This window comes from Kribbella caucasensis, from assembly GCF_004361855.1.
Taxonomy (GTDB): Bacteria; Actinomycetota; Actinomycetes; order Propionibacteriales; family Kribbellaceae; genus Kribbella; species Kribbella caucasensis.
In genome coordinates, this window is the sequence record NZ_SNWQ01000027.1 from 43510 (window position 1) to 57424 (window position 13915).

General features: G+C 68.2%; 15 protein-coding genes. 5 read left to right on the forward strand and 10 right to left on the reverse strand.

Annotated features, from left to right (window positions below):
- Nucleotides 1-53: 53 nt before the first annotated feature.
- Nucleotides 54-539: a CarD family transcriptional regulator gene (locus tag EV643_RS36990; protein ID WP_012918679.1), complete on the reverse strand. Its 486-nt coding sequence runs from the start codon at nt 537-539 to the stop codon at nt 54-56.
- 251 nt (nt 540-790) lie between these two features.
- Here EV643_RS36990 and EV643_RS36995 point away from each other — a divergent pair, with 251 nt between their 5' ends.
- A complete protein-coding gene (locus EV643_RS36995; RefSeq protein ID WP_133804879.1) occupies nt 791-1327 on the forward strand; it encodes a copper chaperone PCu(A)C domain-containing protein in 537 nt (178 codons plus the stop codon).
- Nucleotides 1328-1463: 136 nt separating this feature from the next.
- On the opposite strand, the gene EV643_RS37000 is transcribed toward EV643_RS36995, so the two are convergent.
- The 3 genes from EV643_RS37000 to EV643_RS37010 form a co-directional block, all read right to left on the reverse strand.
- A complete protein-coding gene (locus tag EV643_RS37000; protein WP_133804880.1) occupies nt 1464-2501 on the reverse strand; it encodes an iron-siderophore ABC transporter substrate-binding protein in 1038 nt (345 codons plus the stop codon).
- 126 nt (nt 2502-2627) lie between these two features.
- Complete coding sequence (locus tag EV643_RS37005) at nt 2628-3305, reverse strand: response regulator (protein ID WP_133804881.1); 678 nt, start codon at nt 3303-3305, stop codon at nt 2628-2630.
- Nucleotides 3302-4519 (reverse strand): sensor histidine kinase, encoded by a 1218-nt coding sequence (locus EV643_RS37010; RefSeq protein WP_133804882.1) that lies wholly within the window; start codon nt 4517-4519, stop codon nt 3302-3304. Before EV643_RS37010 ends, EV643_RS37005 begins: the two co-directional genes overlap by 4 nt.
- A 206-nt stretch (nt 4520-4725) precedes the next feature.
- On the opposite strand from EV643_RS37010, the gene phoU reads away from it, so the two are divergent.
- Nucleotides 4726-5436, forward strand: coding sequence for a phosphate signaling complex protein PhoU (phoU, locus tag EV643_RS37015; protein WP_133804883.1), 711 nt, complete (start codon nt 4726-4728; stop codon nt 5434-5436).
- 77 nt (nt 5437-5513) lie between these two features.
- Here phoU and EV643_RS37020 read toward each other — a convergent pair whose 3' ends face one another.
- Genes EV643_RS37020 through mshA form a run of 3 tightly spaced genes read right to left on the reverse strand, consistent with a single transcriptional unit; the run spans nt 5514 to nt 8070 of the window.
- The gene (locus EV643_RS37020) at nt 5514-6260 is read right to left on the reverse strand and encodes a phosphoglyceromutase (RefSeq protein ID WP_133804884.1); all 747 of its coding nucleotides are present in this window, start codon (nt 6258-6260) and stop codon (nt 5514-5516) included.
- Nucleotides 6261-6269: 9 nt separating this feature from the next.
- The gene (locus EV643_RS37025) at nt 6270-6758 is read right to left on the reverse strand and encodes a type III secretion system chaperone family protein (protein ID WP_133804885.1); all 489 of its coding nucleotides are present in this window, start codon (nt 6756-6758) and stop codon (nt 6270-6272) included.
- A 22-nt stretch (nt 6759-6780) separates the two neighbouring features.
- On the reverse strand, nt 6781-8070 hold the full coding sequence (mshA, locus tag EV643_RS37030; protein WP_238166067.1) for a D-inositol-3-phosphate glycosyltransferase: 1290 nt from the start codon (nt 8068-8070) through the stop codon (nt 6781-6783).
- A gap of 104 nt (nt 8071-8174) precedes the next feature.
- On the opposite strand from mshA, the gene EV643_RS37035 reads away from it, so the two are divergent.
- The gene (locus tag EV643_RS37035) at nt 8175-8915 is read left to right on the forward strand and encodes an SDR family NAD(P)-dependent oxidoreductase (RefSeq protein ID WP_133804886.1); all 741 of its coding nucleotides are present in this window, start codon (nt 8175-8177) and stop codon (nt 8913-8915) included.
- A 7-nt stretch (nt 8916-8922) separates the two neighbouring features.
- Here the strand turns inward: EV643_RS37035 and EV643_RS37040 are convergent, their stop codons facing one another.
- The gene (locus tag EV643_RS37040) at nt 8923-9822 is read right to left on the reverse strand and encodes a nucleotidyl transferase AbiEii/AbiGii toxin family protein (protein WP_133804887.1); all 900 of its coding nucleotides are present in this window, start codon (nt 9820-9822) and stop codon (nt 8923-8925) included.
- The gene (locus EV643_RS37045; protein WP_133804888.1) at nt 9819-10409 is read right to left on the reverse strand and encodes a type IV toxin-antitoxin system AbiEi family antitoxin domain-containing protein; all 591 of its coding nucleotides are present in this window, start codon (nt 10407-10409) and stop codon (nt 9819-9821) included. Before EV643_RS37045 ends, EV643_RS37040 begins: the two co-directional genes overlap by 4 nt.
- 245 nt (nt 10410-10654) lie before the next feature.
- Here EV643_RS37045 and typA point away from each other — a divergent pair, with 245 nt between their 5' ends.
- Both typA and EV643_RS37055 read left to right on the forward strand, forming a co-directional pair.
- Nucleotides 10655-12517, forward strand: coding sequence for a translational GTPase TypA (gene typA, locus EV643_RS37050; protein WP_133804889.1), 1863 nt, complete (start codon nt 10655-10657; stop codon nt 12515-12517).
- Nucleotides 12518-12643: 126 nt separating this feature from the next.
- Complete coding sequence (locus tag EV643_RS37055; protein WP_133804890.1) at nt 12644-13228, forward strand: L,D-transpeptidase; 585 nt, start codon at nt 12644-12646, stop codon at nt 13226-13228.
- A 34-nt stretch (nt 13229-13262) separates the two neighbouring features.
- Here the strand turns inward: EV643_RS37055 and EV643_RS37060 are convergent, their stop codons facing one another.
- A complete protein-coding gene (locus EV643_RS37060; RefSeq protein WP_133804891.1) occupies nt 13263-13766 on the reverse strand; it encodes an O-acetyl-ADP-ribose deacetylase in 504 nt (167 codons plus the stop codon).
- Nucleotides 13767-13915: the final 149 nt, after the last annotated feature.

Genomic DNA, 13915 nt, shown 5'->3' on the forward strand with positions numbered 1-13915 from the left:
TGAAAACAGCACAGGGCAGTACGGTCACGCGTTCCAACTCGGCCCGACCGGGGTCAGGACGCGAGAACCTCATCGAGGATGGCTTCCGCCTTGTCCTCGTTGGTGTGTTCGGCCAGGGCAAGCTCGGAGACGAGGATCTGACGAGCCTTCGCCAGCATCCGCTTCTCACCCGCGGAGAGACCACGGTCACGCTCACGGCGCCACAGGTCCCGGACGACCTCGGCCACCTTCATCACGTCACCGGAGTGAAGCTTCTCCAGGTTCGCCTTGTAGCGACGCGACCAGTTGGTCGGCTCCTCCGTGTGCGGTGCACGCAGCACGTCGAAGACGCGCTCCAGGCCGGCCTGATCCACGACGTCACGCACGCCGACGAGATCGAGGTTGCACGCGGGGACCCGGACGACCAGGTCGTTCTGAGCGACGATCCTCAAGACCAGATAGGTCTTGTCCTCACCTTTGATCTGACGGGTCTCGATGTCCTCGATGACGGCCGCACCGTGATTGGGGTAAACAACCGTCTCGCCGACTGTGAAAGTCATATGTCACGTGCCCCTTTCCGAGATCTATCCTACCACGCGGTCGCTGGTCCGCTGGGGGCGTTTGCGCTGGTCAGAGGCCATTTCCCACCTTGACAAACGCTGTCCATCGTGCCTCGCGCGCGTGATTTGGTTGCCCGGGACACCTCGAAAAGGTGGTGCCGCCGTCGGCACCGGCGAGCCCGGTCGCTACGCTTTGCTGCGCCGGAGGCCGCTGCCTGACGGCGTCCACAGCATGTAGGAGAGGGATCCCAGTGCTCATCACGTTGCCCCCGCAGGCCCGCCGCCGGGCCGCCGCGGCCGGTGCCGCCGTCACGCTGAGCATCGCGCTGGCCGCCTGCGGCGCGAACTTCAACGCCCAGACCGCGAAGCCCTACCAGCCCTCCGAGGGCACCAACGCGGACTCCGGGTCGATCGCTGTCCGCAACCTGCTGGTACTCGCCGCCGAGGACGGCAAGGGTGAACTGCAGGGCGCGATCGTCAATCGCGGCCGGACCGACGACACCCTGGTGAGCATCGCGTCCGCCCCCGCGGAGGGTTCCAGCTCGACCGAGGAGCCGGCCACCGTCACGTTCGGCAACGTGCGCCCGATGACGCTGGCGACCGGCGCCGTCCTCACCCTGCCGCCGGCCACCGGCCAGCCGTTCACGGTCACCGGCGGCAAGCCCGGCGACATGATCAAGGTGACCATCACCTTCGCCAAGGCGGCTCCGCTGACCACCGACATCCCGGTCCTCACCCTCGACCACTACTCGCCGACTCCCCGCGACGACGCCGAAACCCACGGCTGACCAGACACGAACCGAGAACGGGCCACCCCCGGCGCGGGGGTGGCCCGTTCTGTTCGTACCGCGGACCTGTGGCCGAGGCCGCAGTACGGACGCCGGCCGCCGCCCGCCCTGGTGAAGCGGGCGGAGACCTGCGCGATCAGGAAGCGGCCTGGGCGGCCTTGGTCAGGCCCGGGAGGATCTTGTCCATCACCCACGGGACGCTCAGGACGCTGACCGCGCTCATCCCGGAGATGACCTGCTGGTCCTCCATCACGTAGGCGCTGCCCTTCTTCACCGAGCCGAGAGCGGCGTACACCGGGTCGGCGTTGAACTTCGCCGTGGTCAGCCCGTCGACGTACGCGACCAGCACGTCGGCGTCGATCTCGCTGACCTTCTCCTTGCTGATGGTGAGGGCGAACTCCTTCTTGGTGTTCGTCTTCTCCAGCGCCTCGACCCCGGGCGCGTTCTTGAAGCCCATCTCGTTCAGGATCTGCACCCGCGGGTCGCCCGGCATGTAGACGTAGTTCTCCGCGCCGAACGAGCCGACCGTGATCGTCTTGTCCTTGAACTCCGGGTGCTCGGCCGCGACCTTGGCGATCCGGTCCTTGATCCCGGCGATCAACTGGTCCGCCTCGGCCGACTTGCCGAGCGCCTTGCCGATCAGCGTGGTCTGGTCCTGCCAGGTGGTCTGCCACGGCGCACCCGGGTACGCGACCGTCGGCGCGATCCCGGACAGGGTCTTGTAGACGGTCGCGTCGAAGCCCTCGTACGGCGCCAGGATGACGTCCGGCTTGAGCGCCGCGATCTTCTCGAACGGGTAGCTGTCACCGGCGTCCAGCAGGGTCGTCTTGGCCGGGTCGAACTTGTCCGCGTCCCAGGCGGTGACGCCTTCCTTGGTCGGGCCGTAGGTGACCTTTGGCATCCCGACCGGGGTCTCGCCGAGCGCGTAGACCACGTCCTGGGCGTTCCAGCCGAGCGTGACGATCCGCTCCGGCTTCTTGGTGATGGTGGTGTCGCCGAAGGTGTTCTTCAGCGTGACCGGGAACCCGGCGGCCGCATCGGGCGCCGAGGCGGCGGGCTCGTCGGCATCGCTGCCGCACGCGGCCAGCGTGGTCGCGACCACCAGGGCAGCGACCGCCAGCGCGGCGGTGCGGGCCGGCCGCAGGGCCACCCGGGAACGACGGGACCAGGACATGTGGTTCTCCTTAGCTGGTGATGCCTCAACTAAGGAGAGCCTAAGCTAACCGTCCAGGATGACCTACCCCGACCGGGTGTGACCCGTACTACGGACGGCAGCCCGCCCGCGTACGGCGTACCGGGGTCAGGCCTCGAACTTGTAGCCGAGGCCCCGGACGGTGACGAGGTGGGCGGGGTTGGACGGGTCCTTCTCCAGCTTGGATCGGAGCCGCTTGACGTGGACGTCGAGGGTCTTGGTGTCGCCCACGTAGTCGGCGCCCCAGATCCGGTCGATCAGCTGACCACGGGTGAGCACCCGGCCGGTGTTCCGAAGCAGCATCTCGAGCAGCTCGAACTCCTTCAGCGGCAGCCGGATCTCAGTGCCGGAGACGGTCACCACGTGCCGTTCCACGTCCATCCGGACCGGTCCGGCCTCCAGCGTGTCGGGCAGCAGCTCGACGTCCTGGCCGCGACGCAGCACGGCCCGGATCCGGGCCAGCAGCTCGCGCGGGCTGTACGGCTTGGTGACGTAGTCGTCGGCGCCCAGTTCGAGCCCGACCACCTTGTCCACCTCGGTGTCCTTGGCGCTGACGATGATCACCGGCACGTTGCCACGACTGCGCAGCGCCCGGCACACCTCGGTGCCGGACAGACCCGGCAGCATCAGGTCGAGCAGGACGATGTCCGCACCGGCTCGGTCGTACTCGTCCAGCGCGTCCGGCCCGGTCTCCGCGACGGCGACCTCGAACCCCTCTTTGCGCAGCACGTACGACAGCGCGTCGCTGTAGCTCTCTTCGTCTTCGACGACCAGCACTCGGGTCACGAAGCTGCCTCCTTGGTTCTCTGACCAGACGGGATGGTCAGGGTTGGTGTCGACTCGACCTGGCTGGCGGAGTCGGCGGGTTGCCCGGTCGCGGGATCGAGCCGCAGCGGGAGTCTGACGGTGAAGGTCGAGCCTTGGCCCTCGACGCTCCAGACCCGCACGTCGCCGCCGTGGATGGAGGCGATGTGCTTGACGATGGACAGGCCCAGGCCGGTGCCGCCGGTCTCCCGGCTGCGGGCCCGGTCGACCCGGTAGAACCGCTCGAAGATGCGTTCCAGGTCGCTGCTCGGGATGCCGACACCCTGGTCGCTGACGGTGATCTCGACCAGGTCGCCGATCGGGTGCGCGGCGACCGCGACCCGGGTGCCGTCGGGGCTGTAGTTGACCGCGTTCTCGACCAGGTTGCCGATCGCGATCGCGAGCTGGTCCTCGCTGCCCATCACCTCGAGCACCGGATCGGTCTTCACCACGATGTTGATGTCACGGTCCTCGGCGTCCACCCGGCAGCGGTCCACCGCGGCGTCGATGACACCGTTGATGTCGACCGGTCCGGGGTTCTCCAGCGGGTCGTCGCCCTGCAGCCGGGACAGCTCGATGATCTCCTTGACCAGCCGGCTCAGCCGGGACGCCTCGATCCGCATCCGGTTCGAGAACCGCTGCACCGCCTCCGGGTCGTCGGATGCCTCCGAGACCGCGTCGGCGAGCAGGATCAGCGCCCCGATCGGGGTCTTCAGCTCGTGGCTGACGTTCACGGTGAAGTCGCGCCGGATCGCCTCCAGCCGGCGCTCCCGGGTCCGGTCCTCGACCAGGACCAGCACCAGCTGGCTGCCCAGCGGCGCCACCCTCGCGCTCACGTACTGCGTGGCGCCGAGCCGGCCTCGGACGATCTCCAGGTCCTGCTGGCGGATCTCGCCGTCCCGGCGGACCGCGCGGACCATGGTGAGCAACTCCTCCACCAGCAACCGCTCACCCCGGACGATGCCGAGCACGTGGGCCGGGGCGCTGGCCTGCAGCACCTGGTCCTCCGGACCCATCACCACGGCAGACGAACGCAGTACGGACAGCACGGTGGCGACGCCGATCGGCACGATCGGGTCGGGGGATTCCGGGATCTTCTGCTGGGCTCGCTCGCTGAGCATCATGGCTCCCAGCGAAAGCAGGGCCAGGGCCGCGCCGATGACGCCGCCCAGCACCGCAGCCAGCGTGGGGTCCACGGCAACGATGCTACGCGGGGAAATCATGGGGAAAGACCGAATGATCACAGGATGGCCTACACGCGTCATAACTGTTCATCGGCCGTTCACCACCCGTCGCCAACCGGCAACCTCAGGGGCATACCGTCGCCCGTGGGCGGGTACTGGACCCATGCCCCGGCAGAATTCGCCCTGGCAGCGCCGGCATCCACAGATCGGACACAAGCATGCGTGACACCTACCACGAGCAGCTCGACGACATCCTCGTCGAGCTCGAGCGGATGACTCGGACGGTGTCCACCGCTGTCCGACGCTCCACCGCCGCGCTGCTCGCGGCGGACATCCGGCAGGCCGAGGACGTGATCGCCGCCGACATCGAGCTGGACGCGGCCGGTGAGGGCGTCGAGGAGAAGGTCTTCGAGCTGATGGCCCGGCAGGCCCCGGTCGCCAACGAGCTGCGGATGCTGGTCGCCGCGCTCCGGATGGTCGCCGACCTGGAGCGGATGGGCGACCTGGCCGCGCACGTCTCCAAGATCGCCCGGCTGCGCTACCCGCAGCCCGCCATCCCGGCCGATCTGCACTCGGTGATCGAGCAGATGGCGTCCGTGGCGGGCAAGATGGTCGACTCCGCCGGTGACGTGATCAAGTCCCACGACGTCGAGGCGGCCGGCAAGCTGGAGCTCGTCGACGACGAGATGGACAAGCTGCGGAGCAGCCAGTTCCGGCTGATGATGGACGCCTCCTGGCCGCACGGCGTCGAGGTGGCGGTCGACATCGCCCTGCTCGGCCGGTACTACGAGCGCATCGCCGACCACGCCGTGTCGATGGCCCGCCGGGTCGTCTACCTGGTCACCGGCGAGCTCCCGGTCGCCGTCGGCGGCACCGCGGCCGGCTCCGGCGCCGGCGCATCGGCGCCGTCCCCCAACGGCAACAACTGAGCCCTTCCGTACTGAGCTCGGCAAAAAAGTAGCCCTCGGCAACCACCTGGTCGCCGAGGGCTTCTTGCCGTCCGCCGTCAGCGGCCCTGGTTCTTGACGGCCTCGATGGCTTCCTTGGCGGCCGCGGGGTCGAGGTACTCGCCGCCCGGCGTGACCGGGTTGAAATCGTCGTCGAGCTCGTAGTACAGCGGGATGCCGGTCGGGATGTTGAGGCCGACGATGGTCTGCTCGTCCAGGCCGTCGAGGTGCTTGACCAGGGCACGCAGGGAGTTGCCGTGGGCCGTGACGAGCACGGTCTTACCGGCTCGCAGGTCCGGCACGATCGCGTCGTACCAGTAGGGCAGCATCCGCTCGACGACGTCCTTCAGGCACTCGGTCGACGGCAGGATCTCGGATGGGAGCCCGGCGTACCGCGGGTCGCCGGCCTGGTCGAACTCGGAGCCGCGCTCGATCGCCGGCGGCGGGGTGTCGTAGGAGCGGCGGAACAGCATGAACTGCTCCTCGCCGAGCTCCTCCAGCGTCTGCTTCTTGTCCTTGCCCTGCAGGCCGCCGTAGTGGCGCTCGTTCAGCCGCCAGGACCGGCGGACGTCGATCCACTGGCGGCCGCACTCCTCGAGGGCGATGGTCGCGGTGCGGATGGCGCGGCGCAGTACCGAGGTGTGCAGGACGTCCGGGAGCAGGTCGCGCTCGAGCAGCAACTGGCCGCCTCGGTGCGCCTCCTCGACGCCCTGGGCGTTCAGGTCGACGTCTACCCAGCCGGTGAACAGGTTCTTGGCGTTCCAGTCGCTGTGGCCGTGGCGGAGCAGGATCAGGCGATAGGTCATGTGCCCAGCCTATCGAGGCTCCAGCCAGCCCTTGAACGCGTCCAGATTCCGGGTCGACTCGCCGCGGGACAGCCGCCACTCGTACTCCTTGCGGATCGAGCCCGCGAAGCCGAGTTCGAGGATCGTGTTGAACGACGAGTCGGCGTACTCGAGCACGGAGCCGAGCAGCCGGTCCACCTCGACCGGGTTGATCGCCTGGAGCGGGACCCGGCCGTCCAGGTGGATGTCGCCGTGATGGTCGACGGCGAACGCGACGCCGTACATCTTGAGGTTCCGCTCCAGCAGCCAGCGGTAGACGGCCTCGTGGTTCTCGTCAGGCCGGCGGGCCACGAACGCGTGCACGTGCACCGCCTGCGGTCCGACGGTCAGTCCGACGGTGGTCTTGAGTTTGCGCTCGCCTGGGAGATCCGCGCTGAACACGCCCGGCGCGGACTCGGTGAACTCCAGCGCGTTCTCGGTCAGAACCTGGCGGATCACGTCCGCCGCCGACACTCTCATCCGGCCACCATAGCGTCGAGCCTCACCACACACTGGACACTTGGTCAGCCGCCATCGTCTCCGCCGCCGTCCGGTACGCGGCCAGCGTCTTCGCCGCGGTCAGCTCCCAGCCGAATCCCTGCGCGTGCTGCACCGCGGCCTTGCCCATGCTCTCGCGAGTGTCCGGATCCGTCGCGATCCGGCCCAGCGCGTCGGCGAAGTCGGCGATCTCGTGGCCGGCCACCAGCAGCCCGGTGAGACCGTCCTCGACGGCCGTGGTGAGCCCACCGACCGCGGCCGCGACCACCGGCGTACCGCAGGCCTGTGCTTCCAGCGCGACGAGCCCGAACGATTCGGAGTACGACGGGACGCAGACGACCGACGCGGCTCGGTACCAGTCCACGAGACCGGTGGGGGCCATCGGCTTGACGAATCGGGTGACGTCGTCGATCCCGAGTTCGCGGGCCAGTTCGGCGTGCGACTCGGGGTGCTCCATGCCGTTGCCGGACGGGCCGCCGATGATCGCGACGACCAGGCGGCTGCGCAACGACGGGTCCTGGTCGAGGAGCCGGGCGGCCGCCCTGATCAGGATGTCGGGTGCCTTCAGCGGCTGGATCCGGCCGACGAACGCGAGCACGATCGCGTCCTCCGGTACCCCGACCGCCTTGCGGGCCAGGACCTGGTCGCCCGGATGGAACACGTCCAGGTCGACGCCCGGGTGGACCACTTCGACCTTCGCGGGATCCGCGTCGTACAAGGTGATCAGCTCATCGGCCTCGTCGGCGGTGTTGGCCAGCAACCGATCGGCCGACTCGACCACCTGCTCCTCACCGATCAGCCGGGCCGGCGGTTCCGGTACGTCGTCGTCGGCCAGGCTGGCGTTCTTCACCTTCGCCATCGTGTGCATGGTGTGGACGAGTGGAACGGCCCATCGGTCCCGGGCGAGCAGGCCGACCTGGCCGGACAACCAGTAGTGCGAGTGGATCACGTCGTAGTACCCGGGTTCGCGGATCGCCTCGGCGCGGAGTACGGCACGGGCGAAGGTGCACAGCTGTGCGGGCAACTCGTTCTTGGAGAGGCCTTCGTACGGCCCGGCGGCCACGTTGCGCACGGTCACGCCAGGCATCAGCGCGACCTTCGCGGGCAGGGCCGACGAGGTCGCGCGGGTGAACACGTCCACCTCGATCCCGAGGCCGGCCAGCCGTTTGGACAGCTCCACCACGTACACGTTCATGCCACCGGCATCACCGGTCCCGGGCTGGTCCAGCGGCGAGGTGTGCAGGCTGATCATCGCGACCCGCCGAATGGGACGGCCAGCCGAGGATTCGGTCACCCGGCCAGCCTAACTCCGCTGCCTGTCTGCCCGTCCGGTCAGCCAGCGTGCTGCGGGGTGAGACGGGTGCAAGGTGGGCATCACTGGTTTGGGAGACTCGGGGTATGAGTCGTCCGCTTGCTGTTGTGACCGGGGCCAGTAGTGGGATCGGGGCCGCCTCCGCGCGGCACCTCGCGCAGGCGGGGTTCGAGGTGATCTGTGCGGCCCGGCGGCTGGATCGGGTCGAGGAACTGGCCAAGGAGATCGAGGGCCGTGCGGTGCGGTGCGACGTGACCTCGGCCGATGACGTGGCGTCCCTGATCGAGGCCGTTGGAGACCGGCTGGACCTGCTGGTCAACAACGCGGGCGGTGCCTTCGGGTTCGAACCGGTGGCGGATGCGGACCTGGACGCCTGGCGCCGGATGTACGAGGTGAACGTGATCGGCGTCGCCGCCGTCACCAAGTCGTTGCTCCCGGCCCTCATCGCCGGCCGCGGCACGATCGTCGTGATGGGATCGACGGCCGGCCAGGTCGCGTACGAGGGCGGCGGTGGGTACGTCGCCGCCAAGCACGCCGTCAAGGCTGTCGTCGACACGTTGCGCCTCGAGCTCTACGACCAGCCCGTCCGCGTCTGCGAGATCGCCCCGGGCATGGTCCGCAGCGAGGGATTCGCCCTCACCCGCTTCGAGGGCGACCAGTCCAAAGCCGACGCCGTGTACGCCGGTGTCGCCGAACCCCTCACCTCGGACGACATCGCCGACATCGTCACCTGGGTCGCCACCCGCCCCGCCCACGTCAACATCGACCGCCTAACCGTCCGCCCCCGAGCCCAAGCCGCCCAACACAAGGTCCACCGCGTCCAGTAGCCACGAGCTAAGTGGTCCACCGCCAGCGCGCCGGATCCCAGACGCGCCGATCGTCGCGGACCAGCGGATCGGCGAAAGCCGAAACGGCGTCGACCACCGCGCCGAAGTACGTCGGCAGGTGGTCGCCGTCCCGCCCGAGACCGCGGCGATAGGCCGAGTAGGTCGCCGACCTCAGCTCGACGATGTTGCCGACCACTTCGGACAGCGGGCGCAGCGCCACGCCTCGGAATGCGACAGTTGCCAGCAGGGCCGCCTGGGTCGAGCTGTGCAGAAGCGGATATGTCCCGGCCAAGGTGTAGAGATCGGCGTAGTCCCGAACCCGGGTGCTCGCCGGCCCGAGCGATATCGCCGTCGTGAGCTTCTCGGCCACGACCGTCTCGACGGGATAGCCGAGGATCCAGATCGGATCCGTGTTCGGCCGCAGGGCGGGCAGTTCGACCAATTGAGGCTCCGGTGTCACCGGGTCGCCGAAGTTGACGTCCAGCCGGAACTTCACCGCAGCGGTGGCGATCCGGGCGTCCATGGTGACCCGTACGCCGGAGTACAGAGCGTCATCACGGATGACCGAGCTGCTGACCGTGTTGGCGAGGAACTCGACGCCGTCGGACGAGTCGGGCAATGCGGCGATCTCGGCGACCCTCGAGGCGACCGCGAACTGGTCGGCGTCCAGGTTTCGCGCGAGTGCGTCGGCGTCGGCTGTCGGTCGTCGCCGGCCGAAGGCGGCGAGCAGCATCCCGCCCTTGAGTACGAAATCGTTCACGTATGGCGATCGGCCCAATCGCGCGAGCCAGCGCTCGACGACGTACAGAATCAGCAGTTCTTGCGTCCCACGCCCCTCGCGGCGGGCCCGATTCTGAAGGTCCAGATATGCGCGACCGGCACGGCTCTCGCGCGTCGGGCGGGTCATCCCGCGGTCGAGATGTCGAGAGCCTGCCGAACCGGGCCGTACACACCGAGCTTCGCCGCGAACTCCAGCAGCAATCCTGGCTTCGCTGCCCGCGAGCGCAGGTAGCGGTTGAGCGCCGCGTAGGCGATCGGTTCACCCAGCCTGCTCCTCAGCCGCATCAGATCCACCACGGTTCGGGTTGGGCTGTAGATCCGCACCCACTCTCCTGGCGCTGCCTCCAGTCGGGACAGACCGAGCTCGAATGTCGCTTGATCGAAGCGGAACGAGGTGACCGGTGGGAAGTCGATCCGCGGCGCTGCCGAGCTGTTCGGGACGGCGATTTGTACTGCGCTAACCAACTCGTCCGTCAGGTCATGCGCGGCTGCCGCCGAGACACAGCACACGACCGCACGCGGCACACGATGAGCGACCGCCAGCAGATCGGGGAACGTCGCCGGTGCGGCTTCCGCCCGGCGAAAGACTCCCCGGGACAGCTCGATGATGCGGCCGTCGTCCCGCCAGGCGTACAGATCGCGGGGATGCACGCCGAACTCTCTGGCCACCTGCGTGGTGAAGGTACTGGGCAACCTCGCCTCGACCTCTTTCATGGATAAAAGTCTTACACGCTACCTGCTTCCGTGTATGACTTTTATCCAAGTTGCCGTCCTTCGTCCACTCGCTTGTCCACAGCCCGCGGTTACGCGCGAGGCGGCGGGATGTCAAAGGCTCAACCGGATTCGTGGACACGAACGGTGACCGGTAGGATGGGATGGCTGCGCCCTGCGTCGAGTGGCACGTAGATCCCGTCGTAGCCACCGCCTGACTTCTTCGAAAATGCTTGGAGCGCTTCCGCATGCCCCTCCGTAACGATCTGCGCAACGTGGCCATCGTGGCTCACGTCGACCACGGGAAGACCACCCTGGTCGACGCGATGCTGTGGCAGTCCGGCGCCTTCGGGGCCCATCAGCACGTGGACGAGCGGGCGATGGACTCCGGCGACCTCGAGCGCGAGAAGGGCATCACGATCCTCGCCAAGAACACCGCCGTCCGGCACAAGATGGCCAACGGCGAGCAGATGACGATCAACATCATCGACACCCCCGGCCACGCCGACTTCGGTGGCGAGGTCGAGCGCGGGCTGTCGATGGTGGACGCGATCGTGCTGCTGGTGGACGCCTCCGAGGGCCCGCTGCCGCAGACCCGGTTCGTGCTGCGCAAGGCGCTGGCCCGGCAGATGCCGGTGATCCTGGTGGTGAACAAGGTGGACCGTCCGGACGCCCGGATCTCCGAGGTCGTCGACGAGACCTACGAGCTGTTCCTGGACCTGCTCGACCACGACGCGGACCAGAGCGCGCTGGACTTCCCGGTCGTCTACGCCTCCGCCCGGGCCGGCCGCGCGTCGCTGACCCAGCCGGCCGACGGCGGGATGCCGGACTCCGACGACCTCGAGCCGCTGTTCGAGACGATCCTGGCGAACGTGCCGGCTCCGAAGTACACCGAGGACGCCCCCCTCCAGGCGCACGTCACCAACCTGGACGCCTCGCCGTTCCTCGGCCGCCTCGCGCTGGTCCGGGTGCACGAAGGCACCCTGAAAAAGGGGGCCCAGGTCGCCTGGTGCCGTCACGACGGCTCGATCCAGAAGGTCAAGATCACCGAACTGCTGGTCACCGAGGCGCTCGAGCGGGTGCCCGGCGACTCGGCCGGTCCGGGTGACATCGTGGCGATCGCGGGCATTCCGGAGATCATGATCGGCGACACCCTGACCGACCCGGACAACCCCAGGCCGCTTCCGCTGATCACCGTGGACGAGCCCGCCATCTCGATGACGATCGGCACCAACACCTCGCCGCTGGCCGGCCGGGTCAAGGGCACCAAGGTGACCGCGCGGCTGGTCAAGGACCGGCTCGACCGCGAACTGGTCGGCAACGTGTCGCTGAAGGTGCTGCCGACCGAGCGTCCGGACGCCTGGGAGGTGCAGGGCCGTGGCGAGCTGGCGCTGGCCATCCTGGTCGAGCAGATGCGCCGCGAGGGGTACGAGCTGACCGTCGGCAAGCCGCAGGTGGTCACCAAGGAGATCAACGGCAAGCGGCACGAGCCGGTCGAGCGGCTGACCATCGACTGCCCGGAGGAGTACCTCGGTACCGTCACCCAGCTGCTCGCGGTCCGCAAGGGCCGGATGGAGCAGATGACGAACCACGGCACCGGCTGGGTCCGGATGGAGTTCCTGGTGCCGGCCCGCGGCCTGATCGGCTTCCGTACCGAGTTCCTCACCGACACCCGCGGTACCGGGATCGCGCACCACGTCTTCGAGGGCTACGAGCCCTGGTTCGGCGAGCTCCGCACCCGGCCGTCGGGTTCGCTGGTGTCGGACCGGACCGGCGCCGCCACGTCGTACGCGATGATCAACCTGCAGGAGCGCGGCACCATGTTCGTGGAGCCGACCACCGAGGTGTACGAGGGCATGATCGTCGGTGAGAACTCGCGGTCCGACGACATGGACGTGAACATCACCAAGGAAAAGAAGATGACCAACGTCCGGTCCAACGCGGACGAGTTCGAGAAGCTCATCCCGGCCCGCAAACTGTCGCTCGAGCAGTCGCTGGAGTTCTGCCGCGAGGACGAGTGCGTCGAGGTCACCCCGGACGCGATCCGGATGCGGAAGGTCGCACTGACGCAGGTCGAGCGCGCCAAGCTGGGCCGCAAGAGCAAAGCCTGATAAAACACTTCAGCGGTTGGGCGATCCGGCGGGGGAAGAACGACCCGGATCGTTACAACCGGCTGGACGCGCATGGCGTCTGAAGATCGGAAGAACATTTCAGCAGGGGGAAGGACAAAAGGAAACATGGGGATTCTGCGTAAGCTCGGCGCCGCCACGACAGCGGTCGCGATGCTGGGGGTTGGTGTGTTCGCCGCGACCGGTTCGGCCGGCGCCGCCACGACCCAGACCGCGAAGGCCACCGCGGTAGCACCGAAGGTTGCGCCCAAGACCACCGCGCCGAAGCCGCTGGCTCCGGCCAAGACCACCAAGAGCGGCCTGGTGCCGGGCAAGCTGCGGCTCGACCGGCGCTGCATGACCGGCCGGATCATCTGCGTCAACAAGAAGACCCGCAAGGTCGCATTCCTGTACAACGGCAAGCTGCTCGCGACCGGCGACGCCCGGTTCGGTGGGCGCTCGACGCCGACCCGGCAGGGCATGTTCAAGATTCAGCGCAAGTCGAAGAACCACGTGTCGTCGATCTACAAGTCGCCGATGCCGTACGCGATGTTCTTCAGCGGCGGCCAGGCGATCCACTACTCGGCCGACTTCAAGGCGCGCGGCTACAACGGCGCCTCGCACGGTTGCATCAACATGCGCGACAAGAGCAAGATCGCGTGGATCTTCGCCCGGGTCAAGGTCGGCGACCGCGTGCTGGTCTACAACGCCTGAGCTCAATCTGTACTACGTCTGACGGCGGCCGGGATCACTTCCCGGCCGCCGTTGCCTTTGTGAAGGCTTTGAACAGCCGCGGCTCGACCAGGCAGAAGGTCGCTCGCTCCACGATCGTCGGCCGCTCCCGCAGCGTCTGAACGGCGATGTCCGCGGCGGACTGGGCCGGCCAGCCGTAGATGCCGGCCGACACCGCCGGAAGCGTCAGGTGCTTCACGTCCAGGCCCTCCGCGAGCAGCAACGCGTTGCGATAGCAGGACTCGAGCAGGGCCGGATCCCGTTGCCCTGCGTTGTAATTGGGCCCGACCACATGGATCACGTACTGCGCGGGCAGGTTGCCCGCCGTCGTCCAGCCGGCCTGGCCCGTCGGTACGCCGTCCGGGTACTTCGCGATGCACTCGGCCAGGATCTCCGGTCCACCTGCTCGGTGGATCGCCCCATCCACGCCGCCTCCGCCGCGAAGGGCGCGGTTCGCGGCGTTGACGATCGCGTCGGCCGCCACGGTGGTGATGTCCGCGGTACTGAGCACGATCTCCATCGGAACTCCTGGTGTGGAAGAGATCACGAGTTGCAAACGAGACGTGTACTCACTGCGGTTAGCAACCTACGCTGACCCGGGCACGCAGGGAAACCGAACGGTACCGGGCGCCAACCAACAGGCCGGTGCGGGCGTCCCATGTGTGGCAG